Genomic DNA, 23,070 nt, shown 5'->3' on the forward strand with positions numbered 1-23,070 from the left:
GGCCGCCGCCGCACCCTCGGACGGATGTGGTCGCGGACAGCTCAAACGTTGTCGTGGCCCGGTCGACGAAGAGCCGCCCGGCCGCTTGCGCGGCGTTCGCGCAAGCGGCCGGGAAGGGCGCTCCGGCGGCGGAGGGGTCATGCGCCCCCTGAGCCGTCGGGGACACGGCCCGCCGGCCCCCGACGGTCACAGCCAGGTCGTCGCCGGCCAGACGGTCACGGCCGCAGCGGCGACGAGCGCGATGTTGAGGGCGATCCGGCGGTCCCCGAGGCGGAGGTGAACCACGGTCGCGCCGATCTGCAGGACCACGAACCCGATGGCCGCGGCCGGCGCCAGCCAGGGCGCGATGCCGGTCAGCGGCGGGAGGACCAGTCCGATCGCGCCCAGCACTTCGATCAGTCCGATGGCCCTGACGGCCGGCATGGGCGTGCTGTCCACCCAGGCCATCATCGGCCGGAGCCGGTCACGGCTCCGTACCAGCTTCACCCCGCCCCCGTAGAGGTAGAAGAGGGCGAGCAGGCTCGCGAGGATCCAGTATGCGACGTTCACGATGTCCGTTCATGTTCGTGTGGGGCGGTGCGTTCGTGTGGAGCGGTTACGGGTGGACACAGGCCCCGGACGGACACCGGCGGGCGGCACACGGGTGTGCGTCAGTGCCTCGGATCCCCCCCGGGGGAACGGGTCAGCCCGGGCCGTGCAGGTCCCGTACAGGCGGTCGAGCCGCGTTGTCAGGCGGCTTTGGGGGCGGAGCCGGTGGCGGGCTCCGCGGCGTGACGGCTCATCGCCCGGATGTCCGCCGGGGCGTTCGCCCGGATGATGGGGAAACCCTCGTCGTGCGTCATGCTCCGATTGCACCGCCGGGCGACTGCGCCTGTCCAAGACCTGTTGCGGGGCGTCGATACCGTACGAGTATCGTTCCAGCATGGAGCTACGGACGCTGCGCTACTTCGTGGCGGTCGCCGAGGAACTCCACTTCGGCCGGGCCGCCGCTCGGCTGCACATGAGCCAGCCGCCGCTGAGCCGGGCGATCAAGCAGTTGGAGTCGGAGCTAGGCGCCGTGCTGCTGGACCGGTCGCCCTCCGGTGTCTCGCTCACCGCGGCGGGGGCCGTACTGCTCGACGAGGCACGCGGCCTGCTCGACCGGGCCGACCGGGTACGCGCGCGCGTGGCCGGGGCGGCCGGCGCCGCGACGCTCACCGTCGGCCTCCTGGGCGACAGCGCCGACCCGGGCGTACGGCGGCTCGCCGACCTCCACCGCCGGCGGCACCCGCACGTCGAGGTCCGTGTCCGCGAGACCGACCTGACCGATCCCACCTGCGGGCTGCGTGCCGGGCTGGTCGACGTCGCCCTGACCCGCGGGCCGTTCGACGAGACCGGCCTGGCCGTGCACGAGCTGCGTGCCGACCCGGTGGGCGCGCTGCTGCGCGCCGACGATCCGCTGGCCCGCCGCGACAGCCTGGAACTGGCCGACCTGGCCGAGCGCCGCTGGTTCGTCTTCCCCGAGGGCACCGACCCCCTCTGGCAGTCGTACTGGAACGGCGGGGAACCCCGCGAGGGCCCGGTAGTGCGCGCCGTCCAGGAGTGCCGGCAGGCCGTCCTGTGGAACGGCACGATCGGCATGACGCTCCTGGACCACGAGCCCCCGGCGGGACTCACTGTGGTGCCGGTGGCCGACATGCCGCCGAGCCGTGTGGTCGCGGCGTGGCACGAGGGCGACGCCAACCCGCTGATCCGCTCGTTCGTCCGGGTCACGATCGACGCCTACGGCGGCTGACCGGTTCCCGATGGATTCCGGCAGGCCGCACGGCAGCGGGCGGAGGTTCGCCGCACCCGCCGTCCCGTAAGAGGGACTGCCGGACGGCCGGCCCCTCCCCCTGCCCGCCGCGACGCGTCCGGCCCTACCGGGAAGTGGTGAAGCGGAACCGCCACAGATCGCGGAGGAGCGCGATCTCGGCCATGTGGTGGATGAATTCGAGGTTGGCCCCCGACAGCACACCGACGTACGGGTCGTCGGGGTCGGAGCCGTACGGGTACTGCGAGAAGCCGACCGTGTCGAGCTGCTCCTCGGTGACGGTGGCGATGCTGTCGCGCCAGCGGTCGATCGTCGCCCAGAACCGCTCGAGTGCCAAGCCGGCGGAGGGTGTGAAGTCGACCATCAGCTTCGGGTCCTGGCGCCGCTCACCGAAGGTCCACTCCCAGCTGCCCGCGAAATGGTAGTGCAGATGTCCCAGCCGCCACGCGATGGTCGTGACCTGCGTTTCGTCGGGCTCCGGCTCGCCCGTGTGGGCGAGGACCTCCTCGACCCGCTCGACGCTCACGCTCCAGTCCTCGGCGATCTTGTCGACGCTCATGCCGCCGGCGGCCTGCCGGGCGACCTCGGCGTACTCGCTCGCCGGGATGTCCGGGGCGCCCAGGTCGAGCACCCACTCGCCGGGGCCGAACGCCCTGGGCGTCACCGCCTCGGCCCGGCGCCGGAGCGACCAGCATCCGGGCACCGGCTCCCACAGGTACTCCTCGTCGCCGAGCCCCGCCAGCCGCACCCGGGCCATGTCCGTGGCCTTGTCGAACTGCTCCAGCAGTACGCCCAGACGATCGGTCCGCGCACCCTCGGTCCCCATACCCCACCAGCCCCTTCGTGGTCACGTCCCGTGTCTCCCCGGGCTCCGGCGGAAGGTAGCGGCTCGCTTCACGGAGTACGACCGATTTTCGCGCCCGCGAAGCGGTCCGGGCCCTCCCGCCGCCACCGCGGTCCCGAAGCAGCGCCCCTTCCCGGCCGCGGCGGCTCCGGCGTGTCGGCGGCCGCCGCGGGGTGGGACAGGGCCGTGACCGCCGAACCGACGGGCAGGGCGGCCGTGGTGAGCGTGGCTGCGGTGCGGGAGCGGGAGCGGGGCGCCGGGGGAGGCGGCGACGGGCCGACGGCCCCGATGGAGAGCCGTGCGCGGCACCAGTAAGCCATGGGCATGCCCTCTCCGTTCACGAGAGCGCCGCCGCGCGGGACGGCGGACGTGCACGGGAAGCGACTCGGGCGCACAGGCGGCCGGGTGCGCGTCGAACCCGTGCAGCAGGGCACTCTCGATGATCCGATTATCGAAAGTTTCGAGACTGTTACCGATGCGCTGCGGAGACCCTACGGAGCGAGTCCAGGCGGGTCAACCGTTCCGACTTCAGAGCCCGAGGAGCATTGAAGCTCAATATCAGCCAGGGGTGCCGTTGTTGTGGCTGACTTCAGACCCGTTGACGCCACAACGAGCTACTTCTAGCGTGACCCGACACATCACCGAAAAAATTCCGAAACTTTCGCCTTCGGTGCGCTGGGCAGCGCACCCCCGATCCGGGTGCCGGCCCGGCCACCGCCTGCCTCCCCGTGGGGCACGGCCGTTCCGCCGGCGGAAAGGCCCTGGCGGCGGGCGCCGCCCGAATGGAGAGGACACGATGTCCGATTGCGCACGATGCGAAGCACCGGGCGGTGCGGCACCACGGGACCCGCCACGACGGCACCGGGGCTTCCGTGACGCCGCACCCGCAGAGCCCGGCGCACCCGGGAGCCCTGCACGCCCGCGGGACTTGGCACACCGTCAGGATCCGGCGTGACGGCAGGGCTCGGCGCCACGGCACCACTTGGCGCGCCCGCGGGACTCGGTATGTCCGCGAGGTTCCCCGACGATTCCGTGCGCATGACCTTGTCATGACCATGGGTCGTCCCTACAGTCCGACAGAACAGGGTATGGGAGCGCTCCCATACCTCCGCGTCACCGCGCTCCCGCACGGGCGCGCGCCCGGAACGTCTCCGCACCCGCGTCCCCACGGCGCCCTCCCGGAGAGGACCCCCACATGAGACCTTCACCGCTTCACGACCCCCGCACGGGACCGTCGCCGTCCCGCCCGGCACCGCCCCCTCCGCGTTCCCGGCCGCTCCGGCGTCCGCGCGTCCCGGGCGCCCTCCTCGGCGCGTCGGTCACCGCCCTGACCGCCCTCGCGGCCCTGGTCACCGCCGCCCCCACGGCCCAGGCGGACACCACGCTCTGCGAGCAGTTCGGGTCGACGACCATCCAGGGACGCTACGTCGTCCAGAACAACCGCTGGGGCAGCAGCGGCACCCAGTGCGTCACGGCCACGAACACCGGCTTCAGGATCACGCAGGCCGACGGCTCGGTACCCACGAACGGCGCGCCGAAGTCGTACCCGTCGGTCTTCAACGGCTGCCACTACACCAACTGCTCCCCGGGCACCAGGCTGCCCGCGCGGCTCAGCAGCATCTCCAGCGCGCCCACCAGCATCAGGTACGGCTACGTGGGCGGCGCCGTCTACAACGCCTCGTACGACATCTGGCTGGATCCGACACCGCGGACCGACGGTGTGAACCGGACCGAGATCATGATCTGGTTCAACAAGGTCGGGTCGATCCAGCCGATCGGGTCCCAGGTGGGTACGGCCACCGTGGCCGGGCGCTCCTGGCAGGTGTGGTCGGGCGGCAACGGTTCCAACGACGTCCTGTCCTTCGTCGCCCCGTCGGCGATCGACAGCTGGAGCTTCGACGTGATGGACTTCGTCCGGCAGGCCGTCTCGCGCGGGCTGGCCAGGACCGACTGGTACCTGACGAGCGTCCAGGCCGGTTTCGAGCCCTGGCAGAACGGCGCGGGGCTCTCCGTGGAGTCCTTCTCCTCGTCCGTCAACACCACGAGCGGCGCCACGGGCGTCACCGGTGCCCGGCGGTCCGCGGGGTGACGTAGGGCACGCACGTCCGGCAGGGCGGCTCCGTCGCGGACGCCGCCGCCCGCACGGCCGGACGACGCGGGCAGCGGGCCGGCGCTCCGCCCGCCCTCCCCGTCGCACCGCCCCCCGGGTTCCGCCGGGCCACGCCTGAACCGCAGGCACCGTACCGCCCGCAGACCGCGCCGCACCCCTGCACACTCCGCACCTCCATGTCTCCCCCGCCCCTCCCGGGCGGCACCTTCCCCGGGACGGGCGGGGGCCCACCTTGACCGCCCGAAAGGAATGAACGTGGCAAGACGCAGCAGAATCCTCCCGGTGGTGGCGGCCTTCGCCACCCTGCTCGCGGCGCTCGGTCTGACCCTGCTGGGGAAGGACCGCGCCGAGGCGCACGGGGTGGCGATGATGCCCGGATCGCGCACGTACCTGTGTTACCTGGACGGCCGCACCGGCAACGGCAGCATGGACCCGTCGAACCCTGCCTGCCAGGACGCGCTCGCCAAGAGCGGTGCGACGCCGCTGTACAACTGGTTCGCCGTCCTGGACTCCAACGCGGGCGGGCGCGGCGCCGGTTACGTGCCGGACGGCAAGCTGTGCAGCGCCGGCGACCGTTCCCCGTACGACTTCTCCGCCTACAACGCCGCCCGCTCCGACTGGCCCCGCACACACCTGACCTCCGGGAAGACGATGCGGGTCAAGTACAGCAACTGGGCCGCGCACCCGGGTGACTTCCGGGTCTACCTGTCCAAGCCCGGCTGGTCGCCCACGTCCGAGCTGGGCTGGGACGACCTCGACCTGATCCAGACCGTGAACAACCCGCCGCAGCAGGGCTCGGTCGGCACGGAGGCCGGTCACTACTACTGGGACCTCGCCCTGCCCTCCGGCCGGTCCGGCAACGCGCTGCTCTTCATCCAGTGGGTGCGCTCGGACAGCCAGGAGAACTTCTTCTCCTGCTCCGACATCGTCTTCGACGGTGGCAACGGCGAGGTGACCGGCATCGGGGACTCGGGCGGCACGCCCACCCCGACGCCCACGGACCCCACCACCCCGCCCACCGACCCGCACACCGGCTGCATGGCCGTGTACAGCGTGACCAACTCCTGGTCCGGCGGCTTCCAGGGCACCGTCGAGGTGATGAACCACAACACCACGGCGCTGAACGGCTGGGCGGTCACCTGGAAGCCCGGTAGTGGTACGAAGCTCGGCAGCGTGTGGAACGGCACACTGTCCACGGCCTCCGACGGCACGGTCACGGTGAAGAACGTGGACCACAACCGCGCCATCGCACCGGACGGCAGTGTCACCTTCGGTTTCACGGCCACCTCGACCGGCAACAACCTGCCGGCCGGCACGATCGGCTGCGTGCAGTCGTAACGGTCCGTCCGTGAGGTGTGTCGCCCGGCCGCGGCCGGGACGGGCATGCGCGTTCGCCGCAGGCGACGCGCATGCCCGTTCCGAGGTCGTCAGGCGCCTGCGGGCGGCAAGGACACCCGCGGCCGTGCGGATCGCTCCGCCGGTCCGCACGGCGCCGGGCGCTCGCTGCGGTGTGCACAGCACCGTCCCCCCACCGGGCACGACCTGGCCGGCCCTTGCGCCGCCGGCCGCGGCCTCGAACCGGGCCGCGAGGTCGGCGAAGCCCCGGTGAGCGATCGCCGAGAGCAGAGCGTGGTGCGTGGGGAAGTACCGGCGCGGAGCCCCGTGCGACACGCCGGCCCGGCGGGCGATCTCACGCAGTCCCAGCGAGGCGGTTCCGCCGGTCGTCACGGGCGGCGCCGGGGCGGCGCCCGGCGCTGCCCGCCCGCTCAGGGAGCGCGGATTCGCTACAGGCCCACGTCGCGGCCGCGGATGTCCTCCAGGGACTCGCGGCGGACCAGGAGGCGGGCGAGGCCCTCGCGCACGGCCACCACCGGCGGACGGCCGACCAGGTTGTAGCCCGAGGCCATCGACAGGTGGTACGCGCCCGCCACGGGTACGGCCAGCAGGTCTCCGGGGCGTGTGTCGGCGGGGAGTCCGGCGTCGGCGGCCAGGACGTCGCCCGCCTCGCAGTGCCGGCCCACGACGGTCACCCGGGCCGGGGCCGCGGCGCTGTGCCGGCCGATCAGGCGAGGGGCGTACCGGACGCCGTACAGGGCCGGGCGGGGGTTGTCGCTCATGCCGCCGTCCACGGCCACGAAGACGTGGTCACCGGTGCGCTTGACGGCCAGCACGCGGTAGAGCGCGATGCCCGCCGGGCCCACGACGGCCCGGCCGGGTTCGACGAGCAGGCGGGGCACGGGCAGTCCGTTCGCGGCGCACGCCTCGGTGAGTTCGGCGCGGACCCTGCGGGCCAGTGCGGTGATGTCGAGGGCCGGCTCGCCCGGCCGGTAGGCGATGCCGTGGCCGCCGCCGAGGTCGAGTTCGGGCAGGACCAGGCCGTGCTGCTCGTACAGGCGGCTCATCAGGCCGACCGTGCGGCGGACCGCGACGAGGTAGGGCTTGACGCCGGTGATCTGGGAGCCCAGGTGGCAGTGCAGGCCGGTGAGGCGCAGTTGCGGCTGGTCGAGGATGCGGGCGATGGCGTGCTGGGCGTAGCCGTCTGCGATCGACATGCCGAACTTCTGGTCGTCGGTGCCGGTGCGGATCTTGTCGTGGCCGCCCGCGCTGATGCCGGGCACCACCCGGACCATCACCTTCTGCCGCCCGTCCGGTCCGACGGCGGCGGCCAGCCGCGCGATCTCCGAGGGGCTGTCGATGACGATGCGGCCCACCCCCAGCCGCAGAGCGGTCCGCAGGTCGTGGGGGGACTTGGCGTTGCCGTGCAGCACGATCCGCTCCGGCGGGAAGCCGGCGGTGACGGCGAGTTCCAGCTCGCCGGCGGAGCAGACGTCCAGGCCGAGGCCCTCCTCGTGCACCCAGTGCGCCACGGCCCGGCACAGGAACGCCTTGGCCGCGTAGAGGACGTCGGCGTCGGGGAAGGCGTTGCGGTAGGTGCGGCAGCGGTCGCGGACCTCGGCCTCGTCCAGGACGTAGACGGGGGTGCCGAAGCGGTCGGCGACCTCGGCCAGCGGTACGCCGCCCACGGCGAGGTCGCCCGGCCGGGGCTCGGTGGCCGAGGCGGGCCACACCGACAGGTCGGCGGAGGCGGCCGTGGCGGCGGGTTCGTGGAGCGTGGTCATCGTGTGCACCCCTCTCGGGCGATCCGCAGTGCGGGGGCGGGGACCGGGGAGGCGACCCGGGCGGGGGCCGGGGCGGTGAACCGGGGGTCCACCGTGACGGTGGTGACGCCCAGCGGCGCGGTCAGCGCGCGCAGCGCGGGCTCGGCGAGCCGGATCCAGGCCTGGCCGGGGCCGAGTGCGGCGGTCAGCCCGCGCTCGGTGGTGAAGCCTACGGCCGTACGGTCGCCGAGAGGCGTACGGAAGAGGCGCGCCGCACACTGTGAGGGGCCCGGCCGGACCGGGACGTACAGGGGTCCGGCCGGGAACGGATCGCAGGGCTCGGGGTCTTCGCCGTGCAGAGGCTCTGTCATGGGTGCCTTCCGAGGGACATCGGTGGTGATCGAGGGTGCGGGGTGTGGGCCCGGGACGCCCCGGACGCGGGGAGGCCGGCCGGGGCTCGCCCATGACGCTATGCCCGCCTGCCCCGGGTCGTGGGCGTCTCCTGACGACACACTGACGGCGATCGGGGCGATGTTGACGCACCGCTGACGCGGCCGCCGCAGAGGGCCGGACCGCGGCCCCTGTCGGCCTGGGGCCACGACGACGGTGACCCGCCGCCGCCACCGCCACGGACAGCACCGGCGGGGGATCACGTCACTTGAGCATGCGTTTCGAGCGTGACGTCGGCATGGCCGCCGCCCCGGTCCGGCCCGGAACATCGCTGGAATCCGTCCGGGAACCCTTGACGGAATGCCATGCGGACGTCGCTCTGCGGCTGTCGGAGGAAATCCGGGAACTCGGCGTTCGACGATGTCGTATTCGGCTACCCCCGCGTGCCGCGCCGCGGTGCATGAAATGCTCAGCCGTCCCCGATCGGGAGGTGCTTCTCCAGGCCCGCGAGATCGACCTGGATACGCACGGTGGTACTCAGATCGGTGATGGTGATGTCGACACCGAGCCCGCGCATGGTCATGCACATACCCAGCAGGGTGAACAAGCTGTTGCGGTCGCAGTAGGAGATCTCCGACAGATCCAGCGACACATCGCATTGATCGTCCGTGTGCAGGGACAGTTCCGCGACCATCTCGGTCAGCTGCCACACTCCGTCGAGGGTCAGAAGACCGGCCATGCGCACCTGCACGGTGTGATCGTCCGAGCCCGCTCGATGAATGATCAGTTGGGATTCCGGGGTCTGGGGCATCCTTTTCATCCTTGCTCAACGGTGACAGGGCATTGATCAACCCACCTCCGCCTACGGCCACCGTCTACCCTCGCCACGGCGAACAAGCGGTCACCCGCCGGGAAACCTCTTTACAGCTTCCGGTTTCGTGTCCGGCGTATGTCCGACACTTCGAAAACGGCTCGACGACCGTCCGTCCCGCTCCGCCGCTCGACTCATCCGCGCCTCGGAGAGCCGCGGCCAGGAGCATTCGTCGAGCGGGTCGGCCGTGCCCTACGGGCCGCCGACGGATGACGGGGCCGGTGCGTACCTGCGCACGCACTCCCCACCGCCTCACCTCCGGCGAGTTCCGGTGTCCCACGTCCCATCGTCCGGCGGCGGGCCGAGCCCGGTCGTGCGGGTTTGACCCTCTCCCCGCGGGAGGGTCCATCGTCGCGGGCATGGACAGCAACGATCTCGACGGGCGCCTCGCCGTGGTGGCGGGCGGCAGCAAGGGAAGCGGGCTGGCGACGGTACGCCGGCTCCGGGAGGCCGGGGCACGGGTGGTCACCCTTTCCCGTACGCCTCCGGAAGAGGCCGACCCCCTGTTCGTGCGGGCCGACCTGAGCACCGCCGAGGGGGCCGCGTCGGCGGCCGCGGCGGTGGCCGGACTGGTGGGCGTACCGGACGTCCTGGTGCACGTGGTGGGCGGCTCCCGCACTCCGGCCGGCGGATACGCGGTCCTCGACGACGATCGGTGGGCCGAGGAACTCGCTCTCAACCTGTTCCCCGCGGTCCGGCTGGACCGCGCGCTCGTCCCCGGGATGGTGGCCCGCGGGTCGGGCGCCGTGGTGCACGTGACCTCGATCCAGCGCCGGATGCCGCTGCACGACTCGACACTGGCGTACGCCGCGGCCAAGAGCGCCCTGGCCACCTACAGCAAGGGGCTCGCGAACGAGGTGGCGCCGGCCGGTGTCCGGGTCAACTCGGTCGCCCCCGGCTTCATCCGCACCGACGGTGCCGAGCACCTCCTCGCGCGCCGGATGGACGAGGGAGGCCTCACCCGGCAGGCCGCGCTCGACGACCTGATGCGGGTCCTCGGCGGTGTCCCGCTGGGGCGGCCCGCCGAGCCGGAGGAGGTGGCCGAGGTGATCGCCTTCCTGGTCTCGGACCGGGCGAGCGCGGTCGCCGGCACCGAGTACGTCGTCGACGGCGGCACCGTCCGCACCCTGTGAACCGTTGCCTCACCAGGACGGAGTGGAGAACACCATGCAGGACACCCGGACGTTCGTCGAGGAGTACTTCGCCGCGGCGACCGACCCCGACCACGAGCGCTACTTCGCGCTCTTCGGCGACGACGCCGTCGTGCACGACGACGGCCGGACCCACCGAGGGCTCGCAGCGGTGCGCCGCTGGCGCGGCGAGGTCCCGTCCGTGCGCTACGACCTGCGCGAGGTCACCGGACCGGCCGCGGCGTGCGGGGCCGTCGCGGAGATCTCCGGCGACTTCCCCGGCAGCCCGGTCACCCTCCGCTTCGCCTTCGAGCGCGATGCGCAGGGGAAGATCACCACGCTGGACATCGAACCCTGACACCCTGACACCCCGGGACCGGGACTCGGACCGGGCCGGATCGCGTACGACGAGGAGGACACATGGCGGAGCGGCTGACGATCGGGGAGTTCTCCCGCATCACGCACCTGAGCATCCGCGCGCTGCGCCGCTACCACGAGCAGGGACTCCTCGTCCCCGCCGAGGTCGACCCGGCCACGGGCTACCGCTACTACGCGCCCGCACAGGTCCGGCCGGCACTGACCATCAGGCGGTTCCGCGACCTCGACCTCCCGCTGGCGGACCTCCGGCGCTTCCTCGACGCCGAGTCCGCCGGCGGGGACGCCGCGGGGCACGACGCGGCGCAACAGGTCGTCGCAGCCCACCTCCGCCGGCTCGAGGACCGGCTCGGCCGCACCCAGCGAGCGGTCAAGGCGCTCCGGGAGCTGCTCGACCCGGAGGCCGAGCGGACGGTGAACCTCGAGGTCCTCCCCCCGCAGCGGGTCCTCGCCGTGTCCCTCGACGTCCCGCCCGGGTCCGACCTGAGCTGGTACGACGCCGCGATGCACGACCTGGACGCGGCGGCCGGGCAGCACCCGGTGCTCCCGCCGGGCGGCCGGTACGAGCACGAGCTCTTCACCGAGGGCCACGGCCGCGCCACCGTCTACCTCCCCGCCGAGGTGCCGCTGTCGCCGAAGGCACCGGCCACCGTGCGCGAGCTCCAGCTGCCCCGGCGGACCGCTGCCGTCGCCGTCCACACCGGTCCGCACGACGATCTCGACCTCACCTACGGCGCCGTGGGCTCCTTCGCCGCCCGCAACGGCCTGCGCTCCCAGGACCTCGTCGAGGAGGTGTATCTCGTCGGACCGCGCGACACCGGACACCCCGACCGCTGGCGCACCCTCGTCGCATGGCTGGTCGCCCCCGACACCGGCCGGCCGGCCGCGTAGCGGGCGCTGCGCGGCCACCGTCCTCGACGGCCCGGCGATCTCACGGCACCGGACCTGTCAGCCCTTGACGATGTCGGTGAATCGCCGGGTGTCGATGTTTCCGCCGGAGGCGATGAGGCCGATCCGCCGGGGGCGGCCGTCGACGCGTCCGGAGAGGAGCGCGGCCAGGGCGGTGGCTCCGCTGGGTTCGAGGACGATCTTGAGTCGCTCGAAGGCGAAGCGCATGGCGTCGCGTATCTCGTCGTCGCCGACGAGGGCGATGCCGTCCACGAGGTGCCGGTTGACGGCGAAGGTGATCTCTCCGGGGGCGGACGTGGCCTGTCCGTCGGCGATGCTCCGGGGCACGGGGACGGAGACGCGCTCACCGGCCTCCAGGGATCGCTTGGTGTCGTCGCCGTCGTCGGGTTCCACACCGATGAGGCGGACACCGGGGTGCAGCGCCCTGGCGGTGACGGCGCTGCCGGCCATGAGGCCGCCACCGCCGACCGGCACGACGAGGGCGTCCAGTTCCCCGGCGTCCTGCAGGAGTTCGAGGGCCGCGGTGCCCTGGCCCGCGATGACGTGCGGGTGGTCGTAGGGAGGGACGAGGGTCAGGCCGCGTTCGGCGGCGAGCGCCTCGCCGAGTGCGGTGCGGTCCTGCGTGTAGCGGTCGTAGGTGACGACCTCCGCGCCGTAGCCGACGGTCGCCTCCCTCTTGGAGCGGGGAGTGTCCTCGGGCATCAGGATGACGGCGCTGGTGCCCAGTTCCCGGGCGGCCAGCGCGACGGCCTGGGCGTGGTTGCCGGAGGAGTAGGCGGCGAGACCTCTGCCCAGCCGCTCGGGGGGCAGCTGGGCGGCGGCGTTGTAGGCGCCGCGGAACTTGAACGCGCCGACGCGCTGGAGGTTCTCGCACTTGACGAACACCTCCGCGCCGACGAGGGCGTCGAGGGTGCGGGAGGTCAGCACGGGTGTGCGGTGGGCGATGCCGTCGAGGCGCACGGCGGCGTCACGGACGTCGTCGAAGGTAACGGGCAGGGCAGCGGTCATGAGGATCCTCGGGCGGGTCGGAGGCGGAGGGCGGATCGGAGGCGGAGGGCGGATCGGGCGGCAGGGCAGCACCGGCCCGGGCGCCGGTCACCAGCCGGTGATGCGTTTCCAGTCGGCCTGGACGACGGGCGCGGGGCCCGTGGGCCAGGCGCTGTCGACGACGTGGTAGCCGCGGTGCTGGGCCGCGGTCGCGCAGGCGTGGTTGGGCAGGATGCGCAGGCGGGTGCCGATGGGCAGGTCGGGCAGGTCGGCACCGTCGCGGGCGGTGAGGGTGCCGTGCTCCTGGCTGGCGGCGCTCATCACCAGGCCGGGGAGCACGTTGCCCTCCAGGTCGGTGACCAGGCCGTAGCCCTGGTCCCGGGGCTGGGCGGCGGTGCCGCGGTCACGGGACATGGCCATCCATCCGCCGTCGGTGAGGATCCAGCCGTACTCGGGGCGGTGGCCGATGACGGTCACGACGACCGACAGCGCCAGGTCGTCGATCCCGCAGACGCCCAGCCCGGCCATGACCAGGTCGAAGAAGACGTAGTTGCCGGCGCGCAGTTCGGTGACGCCGGTGAGGTCCTCGGCCGCGTGCGCGGTGGGGGTGGAGCCGACGCTGACGGTGCGCACGGGCAGACCGGCCGCGCGCAGGGTCCCGGCGGCGGCGACGGCGGTGTCGCGCTCGTTCTCCGCCGCCAGCCGCCGCTCCTTCGGGGAGTGGGCGAAGTAGGACTCGCCCGCGTGCGTGAGGACGCCGTCCAGGCAGCCGGCGTCGTGCAGGATCCTGCCGGCCCGGACGAGGTCGGGGGCGTCGGGCCCGAGTCCGCCGCGGTGGCCGTCGCAGTCGATCTCGATCTGGGCGGGAACGGCGAGGCCCGTCTCGCGTGCGGCGTCGGCGACGAACACCGCCTGCTCGACGCTGTCGAGCAGGACGCGCAGGGTGACACCGCGGCGCAGCAGGGCCGTCACGCGCGGCATCTTGTGGCGGGCGATGCCCACGGCGTAGGTGATGTCGGTGTAGCCGCCGTCGGCGAACGCCTCGGCCTCCGCGAGCGTGGAGACGGTGACGGGACAGTGGGTGCCGTCGTGCATGAGCGCCGCCACGTCGAGGCTCTTGGCCGTCTTCACGTGCGGGCGCAGCGCGACCCCGAGCCGGTCGGCGCGCCGGGCGAGCCGTTCGATGTTGCGCAGCGCCTTGTGCACGTCGACGACCGCGAACGGGGTGTCGGGGTCGGCCAGCGTCCGGACGCCGGCCGCGGGCGGGGTGAGGGTCACAGGGGTACGTCCGTTCTTCTCGAGGAGCCGGGCCCGAAGGCGGGGAGCAGACCTCGGTGCGGCGCGATGTGCGGGGTGGAGGGGACCGCAGTACGTCGCGATGCGGGGGTGACGACCGGCCGGCACCGTCGGTTCCCCGTCGTCCACCGGGGACGGCGGAGACGGTGCGGCGGCGGAGACGGGGTCCCGTCCCGCGGCGACCACGAACGCCGTCTCACTTGGTGTAGTTGTAGACGGTCGCCCGGGACACGCCGAGCAGGTCGGCGATGGTCTGCGCGGCGTCGCGGGAGTCGAAGTAGCCCTCCTGGTGCAGCTGTCGCACGAGCGCCTTCTTGGCCTCGCGGTTCAGCGACCTCGGGGTGCCTCCGCGCTCCGCCGACCGGGCCTCGACCGTCCGGCGCAGCTCGCGCGCGTTGCGGTTCCGCAGCGTCTCCAGTGGCTGCTCGCGGTGCCCGGTGTCGGTGGCGACGAGGTTGGACAGGGCGAGCGTGACCGGCGACAGGACGGAGACGTCGAGGTTCAGGCACAGGGCCGCGATGTACTCCCCCGCGGCGTTCTTGATGCCGATCGACGTGCTCTTGGCCGGACGGCCGTCGGGGAACCGGTTGGGGTAGTTCTGGAGCACGCTCGGATAGTGCGGGTCGGCGATGCGGGCCAGGCCCAGCTCGGTCGCGGGGTCCCCGACCTGCCGGCCGGAGAGGTTGTTCTCGATCGCCCGGACGGCGTGCTGCGGGTCGCGCAGATCGTGCAGGACCACCTCGCACAGGCCCGGGAACATCCGGCCCAGGGCGACAGCGATCTTCTCCGCCTCGCGGATCAGGTGCTCGTCCGCCCCGGCCGGGCCGGACGCGTCCGAGACGTCGCGCCGGCCCTGTTCCTCGTCGTCGGTGACACGCGCCACGGGCACCTCTCCCAGGTCGATACCGGATGTGTCCTGCATCGACGGGAGGCCGGTGCCGCCCTGCCGGACAGCACGCCGTGCGCATCCCGCGGCAGGTGCCCGAGGATGCCCGACACACCGTTGGAATTACCGTCCAACAGTAGACCAAAAAGCTAGTCCGTGTCACCGGCACGGTCCGGCAGGCACGCTGCTCGCGGCGACCGCGGACCTGGTGGCGGAGTCCGGGGGCACGCGCCCCGCCCCTGGCCAACGCCGGTGAGCGGGCCGGGTACAGGCGCGGCATCGCCACCCACTGCTTCGGCTCGAAGCAGGCCCGGCCTGGCGCGCGGCGAAGTCCGGCCGGAGCGGCTTCCTCCTGGGCGTCGCCGACCTGCCCCGGGCTCGCACGCCTGGTCCGCCTGATCGGGGGCTACGTCCGCGGGCCCGGCCGCGAGGGACCGGCCGGGCGTTCCTGCCGCTGTGGGCCGAGGCGGTGACGTCCCCCGCCCTCGCCGGGCAGTGGCGCCGGGGCTGCGGCGGCTGCGTTCCCGAGGCCACGGACAGGAACCCGTGCGGAGGGCGTGCGAGGAACGCGATGTCCTCGGCGGTCAGCAGGCCGGTGGCGGTGCTCGTCGTGGTCCTTTCGCAAGATGTGACGGTGGTGACGGTGGGCTCGTGCCGTTCAGTCGCCGCTGGCGCGGCGGGCGGGCGGGACGGTGTGGTGCGACCCGTATGCGCGGCGGGTGGGGCGGTGCGGTGCGCCTCGGACGCGCGGCGGCGACCGTCCGCGGAGACCGCCCCGGTGCGCGGGCTTCCGCCCGCTGGAGCCCTGCGGGCCTCGGGGCGTCCGCCGGAGGCGGTCATCGCCGCCAGGCTCCCGCTGCCGCGGCCCGTACGACGTAGTCCTCGAAGGTCCGGGGCGCGCGCCCCAGCACGGTGGCGACGCCGTCCGTCGCCTCGGCGATCACCCCGCGCTCCATCAGCACGAACATCTCGGCGACATGGTGGGCGTCGTCCTCGGCCCAGCCCTCCTTCACCAGCGTCGCGGCGTACTCGGCGGAGGGGATCTGCCGGTAGGTCATGGGCAGCCCGGACGCCCGGGAGATCAGCTCGACCGCCTCGGCGAAGGTCAGCGCGCGCGGCCCGGTCAGCTCGTAGACCCGTCCGGCGTGCCGGCCGGGCTCGGCCAGTACCGCGGCCGCGGCGTCGGCGACGTCCTCGATGTCGATGAACGGCTCGGGCACCGCACCGGCCGGGAGCGCCAGCTCGCCGGCGACCAGCGGGGCGTGGAAGAGGTCCTCGTCGAAGTTCTGGTCGAAGTTCGACGCGCGCAGGACGGTCCACTCCAGCGCCGAGCCGCGCACGGCGTCCTCGGCCGACCGCATCTCCAGGCCGAACGTGGAGTCGCCCCAGGTGTCGGCGCCGTGTCCGGAGAGCAGGACCAGCCGCCGCACGCCGGCGGCCTCGGCCCGCGCCACGAACTCGTGCACCGGTCCGGGCACGGGCGGGGGCACCACGTAGACGGCGTCGACGCCCTGCAGGGCCGTGTCCCAGCCGCTGGGGTCGGACCAGTCGAAGCGGGTCCGGCTGGTCCGGGAGGCGGCGCGCACCTGTGTGCCGCGCAGCCTCAGCCGGGCGGCGACCCGCCGGCCGGTCTTGCCGGTCGCGCCGAGGACGAGGGTGGTGTCGTTGCTCGTGGTGTCGTTGCTCATGGAAGCATTCAACGGCGCCCGCTCGGACGCATCCATGGGTGAGAAACCGGATCGCCTTTGTCATCGTCTAACCTCGGTGGATGGACGCGTTCGGTGACCTCCTCCGCGGGATGCGGGCCCAGGGCTCGTTGTTCGGCAGCTCGACCCTGTCCCCGCCCTGGGCGCTGCGCTTCGTGGACGGCGCGCCCCTGACGCTGTGCACGGTCCTCACCGGTACGGGCTGGATCGTGCCGGAGCACCGTCCGCCCGAACGGCTCGGCGCCGGCGAGACGGTCATCGTGCGGGGCCCCGCCCCGTTCACCTTCGTCGACGAGGTCGGCACCCGGGCCGAGCCGGTCGCGTGCGGCGAGCACTGCGCGACGCCCGAGCAGGGCGGCACCCGGCACCGGCTCGGCTGGAACGACACCGACGACGCCGCGGGCGACGGTGCGACGACGCTGATCGTCGGCGCCTACCCGGTGCGCGGCGAGATCAGCCGCAGGCTGCTGGACGCGCTGCCCGTCGTGGTGCGCGTGGACTCCGGCGGCGGGACCGACCCCGTGCTGGACCACCTCGCCGCCGAGGTCGCCGCCGACACCCCGGGCCAGCAGGTGGTCCTCGACCGGCTGCTGGACTGGCTGCTGGTGTGCGCGCTGCGCGACTACTTCGACCGGCCGGGCGGTGAACCGCCGGCCTGGTACGCCGCCCAGCGTGACCCGGTCGTCGGCGACGCGCTGCGCCTGCTGCACGCCGAACCGGCGGCGCCGTGGACGGTCTCCTCGCTGGCCGGCCGGATCGGGGTGTCGCGCTCCACCCTGGCCAAGCGGTTCGCCGACCTGGTCGGCGAACCACCGCTCACCTACCTCGCCCGCTGGCGGATGACGCTCGCGGCGGACCTGCTGACCGAGCGGGGCACGGCGACCGTCGCGGAGATCGCCCGCAGCGTGGGCTACTCCGACGCGTTCGCGTTCAGCGCGGCGTTCAAACGGATACGGGGGGTCAGCCCGAGCGAGTTCCGGCGCACCGGCGCGGTGGTTCCCGAGCGGCCGGCCGGCCCGCCCCCGCAGCCCGCGCGTACGGCGCCGCCCGGCGTCCCCGCTCTTTCCCTCACGGCGGCGACGCCCCGCTGAGCGGGCTGCCGACCGCTCGCGGGCAAGTCCGTGGCCGCCGTACCGGTCTGACGGCCCGTGCGGTCACTCCGGGCCGACGGGCCGTCAGACCGGTCGGCGGCCGCGCTCGGCCGGGGGTGCCGCCGGCCGGAGGAGCCGGGCGCCCGCGAGCACGGCTCACTCCTTTCCGAGCTCCCAGAAGCGGAACACGGTCGATGCGTCCAGGCAGTAGTTGGTGCCGTGGACGCCCTCGCGGACGACCGCGTACTGCTTGCCCTGCCACACCGGCAGGACCGGCACCTCCTCGGCCACGATGTCCTGGATCCGCCCGAACTCCCTCACCGTGGAGGTGCGGTCGCCGGCGGCGGCGGTGGAGGGCAGGAGCGAGTCGGTGATGTCGCGGTTCGTGTAGTGGTTGCCCAGCACATTGCCCTCACCGAAGAAGGGCGCCGTGAAGTTGTCGGCGTCCGGGTAGTCCGGCACCCAGCCCTTGACGTAGACGCCGTACCGGCCCGCGAGGATGTCCTTCTCGTACTGGTCGAACGGCACGGACTTCATCTCGGCGTCGAACAGTCCGCTGGCGTTGAGCTGGTCGGCGATGGCCGCCAGCTCCTGGTCGGTGGCGGGTCCGTAGCGGGACGGGGTCGACCAGAGGGTCAGCTCGACCTTGTCCGTGATGCCCTCGGCCCGCAGGGCCGCCTTGGCCGCGGACTTGGACGGGCGGGCGCCGTACCGGTCGAAGAAGGAGGTGTTGTGACCGCCGATGCCCGCCGGCACGATCGAGTACAGAGGGATCGCGGTGTCCCGGTGCACCTCCTTGATGAGGGCCTCGCGGTCGATCAGGTGGGCCACCGCCCTGCGCACGCCGAGCCTGCCGGCCACCGGATCGTCCATGTCGAAGACCAGGTGCTGGACCTCGGCGCTGTCCCCCTCGACGACCTCGACCCCTTCCTTGTAGCCCTGCTCCTCGATGGCGGCGATGTCGCGGGCGCTGAGGCCGCGGTACGCGACGTCGACCCCGCCGTCGAGCACGGCCTGCTTCAGGGCGCTCCGGTCGGCGTGGAAGAACTTCAGCCTGATGCCGGAGTTCTTCACCTCGGCGGTGCCTTTGTAGTTCTCGTTGACCGCGAAGACGGCCTCGTTCCTGTCGAACGACTCCAGTGTGTACGGCCCGGAGCCGACCGCACCGCCGTCGTCGCGCAGTTCGTCCAGGTCGTATGAGCGGTGGTTGACGATGGAACCGGCACCGGACGCTATTTTGCTGGGAAAGGTGGCGTCGGAGACCTTGAGCCGGAAGACCACCGTCTTCTCGTTCGGCGTTTCCACCATGTCGAGCGTCTGGAACATCACGGCGGGGCCGGACGCATCGTTGATTTTGCGCATCCGGTCGAAGGAGAACTTGACGTCCTCCGCGGTCATCGGGTCACCGTTGCTGAACTTCAGGCCGTCCTTGAGGGTGCACCGGTAGATCCGGGCGCGGCTGTCGGTGAAGGCGCAACTCTCGGCGGCTTCCGGTCGGGGCTCGGTGCCTCCGTTGGGAAAGCTGAGCAGGGACTGGAAGACATTGTTGAACAGGAGCCAGGAACCCGGGTCGTAACCCGAGGCGGGGTCCGTGGCCAGCACGTCGTCGGACATTCCGACGACCACTTCGGGACCCGAGTCCGCCCACCCGCCGAATCCGAATCCGCACCCGGTCAACAGGGTCGAGGCCACTCCCGCAAGAACGGAAGGGACCAGCATCCGCTTATACGCGTTCACCGCACCACGCACCTCGTATTCGATTCCCCATGACACCGGGACAGCCGAGCAGCGCCGAGGGCCCTCGCCATGGATCCCCGGCAGCGGACACCGGGTCCACACGACCGGCGACAGCGTACGCGATGCGATCAATTACGGTACGCAGTCGGCCGGTTCGAAGGGAACGGAGAATACGGGAGGCCGATGCCTGCACCAGAAGGCCGGCAGCGCAGCGGTTCGCTTTTCCCGCGTTCTCGAAGTAACGCATCGGTCATATCGACCGGAATCACGGCACCCCGCCTCCCCCTCACGCACGCTTTCTTCACCGGGCGACGACCGGTGCGCCACGCAATGACCACACCGCCGATCCATGCCCGTTCTCACTTTCACGGGAAATCACTAGGAAAAAAGCCGCGGCTTCCCCGCCGGGTTCCCGGCAGGGACTCCCCCGGCCCTTCCGCCGGCTTTCGGACGTCGGCGAGTCCCCTACGAGGACCGTCCTACACCGAAGCGGTCGCCGCCCTCCGCTCCCCGGACGGTGTCACCGGCCGGCGCCGGACGCCCCGGTTCCGGGTACCTCGGCTCCGGACACCCCGGTGACCAGCCGGGCGTGGTGCAGCAGGCGCTCCTCGACCTGTTCGGCGGTGGCCGCCCCGGAGAGGACGTCGATGCCGTAGCCGTCCTCCAGTGCCACGAAGCCGCGGGCGAGGAAGTCGGAGGGGGCGGCGAGGCGGAACGCGCCGGACGCGGCGCCCTCGTCCAGCACGCGCCGGTACAGGCCCGTCTGCTGGGCGACGAAGGCCCGCTGCCGCGCGCCGGCCGCCTCGCTGCGGAAGGCCACGGGCAGCAGCTCGTACAGCAGGCGGCTCGTCGTCTCGGCCTCGCCGGGGAAGGGGACGCCCGACGCGACGCACGCGGAGAGCCTGTCCCAGTCGGTGGTGCGGGCCTCCACGGCCTCCTGGCGGCGCAGCACGTACGTCTCCGTGCCCTGCTCGAACACGGCGACCAGCAGGTCGTTGACGTCCGGGTAGTAGTACAGGACCGAGGCGGGGGTCAGGCCCGCCCGGTCGGCGATGTCCCGCAGGCGGGCGTTGGTCACGCCCCGGTCGAGCACCGTCTGCGCCGCGGCCTGCACGAGGTGTGCGCGGCGGGCGGCTTGGTTGCGGGGGCGCGCCATGCGCTCATCCTCTCACGCGGCCGATCGACTCTTGACACCTGGCCGGTTCATTAATCAAATTTCGTTTAACAAATCACGGAAGGCAGTTCCGCATGGCTTCACCCCTCCCCCTTGCGCTCGTCCAGGCGCCCGCCCACCCCTCGGGCGACCTCGACTCCTTCGCCTTCGGGCTGGAGCGGCTGGCCCGGCAGCGGCCGACAGTGCGCCTCTTCGTCCACCCCGAGCTCCACCTCGCCACTCCCGAGCCCGCGTCCGGCCCCGGCGGCGAGGCGGCGGCCCCCGAGGAACTCGCCGAACCGCTGGACGGGCCCCGCGACCGGCGGCTCGCCGAACTCGCGGGGGACCTCGGTGTCTGGCTGATGCCCGGCACCCTCTACGAGCGGGGCGGCGACGGCCGGATCCACAACACCGCCCCGGTCTACTCCCCCGACGGGCGGCGCGTCACCGCCTACCGGAAGATCTGCCCGTGGCGCCCGTACGAGACGACGGCACCCGGCAACGAGTTCGTCGTCCTCGACATGGGCGAGTACGGCCGGGTCGGCCTGTCGATCTGCTACGACGCGTGGTTCCCGGAGATCTCGCGCAACCTCGCCCACCTGGGGGCGCAGCTGATCGTCAACCTCGTGCAGACGCCCACCAGCGACCGGGAGCAGGAGGTGGTGCTGGCCCGCGCGAACGCGATCACCAACCAGGTGTTCGTCGCGAGCGTCAACGCCGCCGCCCCCACCGGCCTGGGACGCAGCCTCCTGGTGGACCCGGAGGGCCGTGTCCGCACGCAGGCGCCGAGCGCCGAGGACTGCGTGCTCACCGACGTCATCGACCTCGGCGAGACCGACCGGGTCCGCCGGTACGGCACCGCCGGCCTCAACCGGCCCTGGGAGCAGTTCCGGCCCGGTGACGCCCCGGTCGAGCTCCCCCTCTACTCCGGCAGGATCGACCCCGCGACCTGGGGCACCGGCGGCCTCCGGCACCCCTTCGACGAAACGGCGGAAACGGCATGACCTCAGCCCCTGAGACCTCCGGCAGACTCGTCCCCCGGCTCGGCCTGCTGTCGATCGTCGTCTTCGGCCTGTCCTACATGGCTCCGGCCATCGTGGTCTCCACCTTCGGCGTCATCGCCGGCACCTCGGCCGGCGTGGCCCCCACCGCGTACCTCGTGGCGACGCTGGCCATGACCCTGACGGCGCTGAGCTACGGCAAGCTCGCCCGCGACCACCCCGCCTCAGGGTCGGTCTACACCTACGCGCGCAGGCTGCTCGGCCCGCGCATCGGCTTCCTCGCCGGCTGGGCCCTGCTGCTCGACTACCTCTTCCTGCCGATGGTGGCGTGGCTGATCCAGGCCCTCTACCTCCACGTGCAGTTCCCGTCCCTGCCGACCTGGGGCTGGCTGGTCGTCGTCATCGCCGTCACCACGCTCGTCAACGCCCTGGGCATCGTCATCGCCGACCGCGTCAACAAGGTCCTGCTCGGCCTGACGGCAGTGGGGCTGCTGGCGCTCGTCGCCGTCTGCGTCCACACGGTCGGCGGCGCGCCCACGGCGGACGGCGCACACGCCCTGTGGAACCCCGCCGCCTCGCTGGGCACCGTCACCGCGGCCGCGGCGATCGCCGCGTACTCCTTCCTCGGCTTCGACGCCATCAGCACCCTCAGCGAGGAGGTGCGCGACGCGCGGCGCACCGTCCCCCGCGGCATCCTGCTCACCGTCCTCGTAGGCGGCGGCGTCTTCTTCGTGATCTCGTTCCTGCTGCAGTGGGTGCACCCCGGAGCCTCCTTCCAGGACGAGTCGACCGCCGGGTACGAGGTGGCGGTCCTGGCCGGCGGCAAGGGCTTCGCCAACGTCATCAACGCCATCACCCTCGTCGGGGGCATGGCCTCCTGCGTCGCCATCCAGGCCAGCACCAGCCGGCTGATGTACGTCATGGGCCGCGACGGGGTGCTGCCGCGCCGCACCTTCGGCCGGCTGCACCCGCGGCTGCGCACCCCTCTGTTCAACCTGCTGGTCATCGCCGTCATCGGGCTGCTCGCCACCAAGCTGTCCCTGGACACGGCCACCTCGTTCATCAACTTCGGCGCCTTCCTGGCCTTCGCCCTCGTCAACCTCTGCGTGATCGCGGCATGGCGGGCGCACCGCGGGAACGGCACCACGCGGCCCGTCCTCACCCACGTCGTCCTGCCGGTCCTCGGCGCCGTCGCCGACGTGTACCTGCTGACCAGGCTCAACCACACCGCCGTACTGCTCGGCGTCGCCTGGCTCGTCCTCGGCGTCGTGTACCTGCTCGTGCTCACCCGCGGTCTGCGCCGGGAACCGCCCGAGTTCCGCATGGACGCCGCGGACCCCGCGGACGCCCTGGACACCGAGGAGCCGCCGGCCGGCGCCACGGCACCGCGATGAGCGCGGAACGGGGAGGGCGGACCTGAGAGCCGGCCGGCCCCGCCCTCCCGGTGCCGACGGAGCCGGCAGCCGGCGGCCGGCACCGCTGATCGAGCGGGCCCGCGCGGAGTCCCCTCGCGGCGTACCAGCGGCAGTACCGGCAACGGGCCGACGCTCGGCCGGCCGGGACACGCCGGCGCGGCGTCGGCGTCACCGCGGTCGCCGAAGGCGTGCGGCGGCGGGACCCGATGCCGTGGTCGAGCACTTCCCGGCCGCACTCCACGCCTCGTCGGGATCGGGTCCCGGCTCGTGCACCTTCGC

The 23,070-nt window shown here is 72.8% G+C and carries 19 protein-coding genes and 2 pseudogenes; 9 read left to right on the forward strand and 12 right to left on the reverse strand.

The window, feature by feature from the left end:
* Positions 1 to 186 precede the first annotated feature (186 nt).
* Positions 187 to 549 (reverse strand): DoxX family protein, encoded by a 363-nt coding sequence (locus IE271_RS10225; RefSeq protein WP_190189909.1) that lies wholly within the window; start codon positions 547 to 549, stop codon positions 187 to 189.
* A 373-nt stretch (positions 550 to 922) separates the two neighbouring features.
* On the opposite strand from IE271_RS10225, the gene IE271_RS10230 reads away from it, so the two are divergent.
* Positions 923 to 1,774 carry a LysR family transcriptional regulator gene (locus tag IE271_RS10230; protein ID WP_190189910.1) on the forward strand — a complete coding sequence of 284 codons (852 nt, stop codon included), beginning with the start codon at positions 923 to 925 and terminating at the stop codon, positions 1,772 to 1,774.
* A 124-nt stretch (positions 1,775 to 1,898) separates the two neighbouring features.
* Here the strand turns inward: IE271_RS10230 and IE271_RS10235 are convergent, their stop codons facing one another.
* The gene (locus IE271_RS10235; protein WP_190189911.1) at positions 1,899 to 2,618 is read right to left on the reverse strand and encodes a DinB family protein; all 720 of its coding nucleotides are present in this window, start codon (positions 2,616 to 2,618) and stop codon (positions 1,899 to 1,901) included.
* 1,213 nt (positions 2,619 to 3,831) lie between these two features.
* On the opposite strand from IE271_RS10235, the pseudogene IE271_RS10240 reads away from it, so the two are divergent.
* Positions 3,832 to 4,704: pseudogene (locus tag IE271_RS10240) on the forward strand (GH12 family glycosyl hydrolase domain-containing protein); the annotation flags it as partial.
* 297 nt (positions 4,705 to 5,001) lie between these two features.
* The gene (locus IE271_RS10245) at positions 5,002 to 6,084 is read left to right on the forward strand and encodes a lytic polysaccharide monooxygenase auxiliary activity family 9 protein (RefSeq protein ID WP_190189913.1); all 1,083 of its coding nucleotides are present in this window, start codon (positions 5,002 to 5,004) and stop codon (positions 6,082 to 6,084) included.
* Positions 6,085 to 6,300: 216 nt separating this feature from the next.
* On the opposite strand, the pseudogene IE271_RS41815 reads toward IE271_RS10245, so the two are convergent.
* The 4 genes and pseudogenes from IE271_RS41815 to IE271_RS10260 all read right to left on the reverse strand — a co-directional run.
* Positions 6,301 to 6,516, reverse strand: a pseudogene (locus IE271_RS41815) (TetR/AcrR family transcriptional regulator); the annotation flags it as partial.
* Positions 6,517 to 6,530: 14 nt separating this feature from the next.
* Positions 6,531 to 7,865 carry a diaminopimelate decarboxylase gene (gene lysA, locus IE271_RS10250; RefSeq protein ID WP_190189914.1) on the reverse strand — a complete coding sequence of 445 codons (1,335 nt, stop codon included), beginning with the start codon at positions 7,863 to 7,865 and terminating at the stop codon, positions 6,531 to 6,533.
* Positions 7,862 to 8,215, reverse strand: coding sequence for an SAV_915 family protein (locus IE271_RS10255; protein ID WP_190189915.1), 354 nt, complete (start codon positions 8,213 to 8,215; stop codon positions 7,862 to 7,864). Before IE271_RS10255 ends, lysA begins: the two co-directional genes overlap by 4 nt.
* A 488-nt stretch (positions 8,216 to 8,703) precedes the next feature.
* Positions 8,704 to 9,045, reverse strand: a complete 342-nt coding sequence (locus IE271_RS10260) for an STAS domain-containing protein (RefSeq protein ID WP_190189916.1) — start codon at positions 9,043 to 9,045, stop codon at positions 8,704 to 8,706.
* A 419-nt stretch (positions 9,046 to 9,464) separates the two neighbouring features.
* On the opposite strand from IE271_RS10260, the gene IE271_RS10265 reads away from it, so the two are divergent.
* The 3 genes from IE271_RS10265 to IE271_RS10275 all read left to right on the forward strand — a co-directional run bounded on the left by IE271_RS10265 (position 9,465) and on the right by IE271_RS10275 (position 11,501).
* Entirely contained in the window at positions 9,465 to 10,238 is a 774-nt protein-coding gene (locus IE271_RS10265; RefSeq protein ID WP_190189917.1) for an SDR family oxidoreductase, read from the forward strand.
* Positions 10,239 to 10,272: 34 nt separating this feature from the next.
* Positions 10,273 to 10,593 carry a nuclear transport factor 2 family protein gene (locus IE271_RS10270; protein WP_190189918.1) on the forward strand — a complete coding sequence of 107 codons (321 nt, stop codon included), beginning with the start codon at positions 10,273 to 10,275 and terminating at the stop codon, positions 10,591 to 10,593.
* Positions 10,594 to 10,655: 62 nt separating this feature from the next.
* Entirely contained in the window at positions 10,656 to 11,501 is an 846-nt protein-coding gene (locus IE271_RS10275) for a MerR family transcriptional regulator (RefSeq protein WP_190189919.1), read from the forward strand.
* Positions 11,502 to 11,558: 57 nt separating this feature from the next.
* Here the strand turns inward: IE271_RS10275 and IE271_RS10280 are convergent, their stop codons facing one another.
* From IE271_RS10280 to IE271_RS10295, 4 genes are all read right to left on the reverse strand, one after another.
* On the reverse strand, positions 11,559 to 12,527 hold the full coding sequence (locus IE271_RS10280) for a threo-3-hydroxy-L-aspartate ammonia-lyase (protein WP_190189920.1): 969 nt from the start codon (positions 12,525 to 12,527) through the stop codon (positions 11,559 to 11,561).
* 87 nt (positions 12,528 to 12,614) lie between these two features.
* The gene (locus tag IE271_RS10285; RefSeq protein ID WP_190189921.1) at positions 12,615 to 13,784 is read right to left on the reverse strand and encodes a DSD1 family PLP-dependent enzyme; all 1,170 of its coding nucleotides are present in this window, start codon (positions 13,782 to 13,784) and stop codon (positions 12,615 to 12,617) included.
* A 214-nt stretch (positions 13,785 to 13,998) separates the two neighbouring features.
* Positions 13,999 to 14,724 (reverse strand): helix-turn-helix transcriptional regulator, encoded by a 726-nt coding sequence (locus IE271_RS10290; RefSeq protein ID WP_190189922.1) that lies wholly within the window; start codon positions 14,722 to 14,724, stop codon positions 13,999 to 14,001.
* Positions 14,725 to 15,524: 800 nt separating this feature from the next.
* Positions 15,525 to 16,376 (reverse strand): NAD(P)H-binding protein, encoded by an 852-nt coding sequence (locus IE271_RS10295; RefSeq protein WP_190189923.1) that lies wholly within the window; start codon positions 16,374 to 16,376, stop codon positions 15,525 to 15,527.
* 80 nt (positions 16,377 to 16,456) lie between these two features.
* Between IE271_RS10295 and IE271_RS10300 the strand changes: the two genes are divergently transcribed.
* Positions 16,457 to 17,485, forward strand: a complete 1,029-nt coding sequence (locus IE271_RS10300) for an AraC family transcriptional regulator (protein ID WP_190189924.1) — start codon at positions 16,457 to 16,459, stop codon at positions 17,483 to 17,485.
* A 156-nt stretch (positions 17,486 to 17,641) separates the two neighbouring features.
* On the opposite strand, the gene IE271_RS10305 is transcribed toward IE271_RS10300, so the two are convergent.
* Together IE271_RS10305 and IE271_RS10310 are read right to left on the reverse strand one after the other, a co-directional pair.
* Positions 17,642 to 19,204, reverse strand: a complete 1,563-nt coding sequence (locus tag IE271_RS10305; RefSeq protein ID WP_190190025.1) for an ABC transporter substrate-binding protein — start codon at positions 19,202 to 19,204, stop codon at positions 17,642 to 17,644.
* 538 nt (positions 19,205 to 19,742) lie between these two features.
* Positions 19,743 to 20,378, reverse strand: a complete 636-nt coding sequence (locus IE271_RS10310) for a TetR/AcrR family transcriptional regulator (protein ID WP_190189925.1) — start codon at positions 20,376 to 20,378, stop codon at positions 19,743 to 19,745.
* A 92-nt stretch (positions 20,379 to 20,470) separates the two neighbouring features.
* On the opposite strand from IE271_RS10310, the gene IE271_RS10315 reads away from it, so the two are divergent.
* Positions 20,471 to 21,379 (forward strand): carbon-nitrogen hydrolase family protein, encoded by a 909-nt coding sequence (locus IE271_RS10315; protein ID WP_190189926.1) that lies wholly within the window; start codon positions 20,471 to 20,473, stop codon positions 21,377 to 21,379.
* Positions 21,376 to 22,770 (forward strand): APC family permease, encoded by a 1,395-nt coding sequence (locus IE271_RS10320; RefSeq protein WP_190189927.1) that lies wholly within the window; start codon positions 21,376 to 21,378, stop codon positions 22,768 to 22,770. Before IE271_RS10315 ends, IE271_RS10320 begins: the two co-directional genes overlap by 4 nt.
* Positions 22,771 to 23,070 lie beyond the last annotated feature (300 nt).

The organism is Streptomyces minutiscleroticus, assembly GCF_014650875.1.
GTDB lineage: Bacteria > Actinomycetota > Actinomycetes > Streptomycetales > Streptomycetaceae > Streptomyces > Streptomyces minutiscleroticus.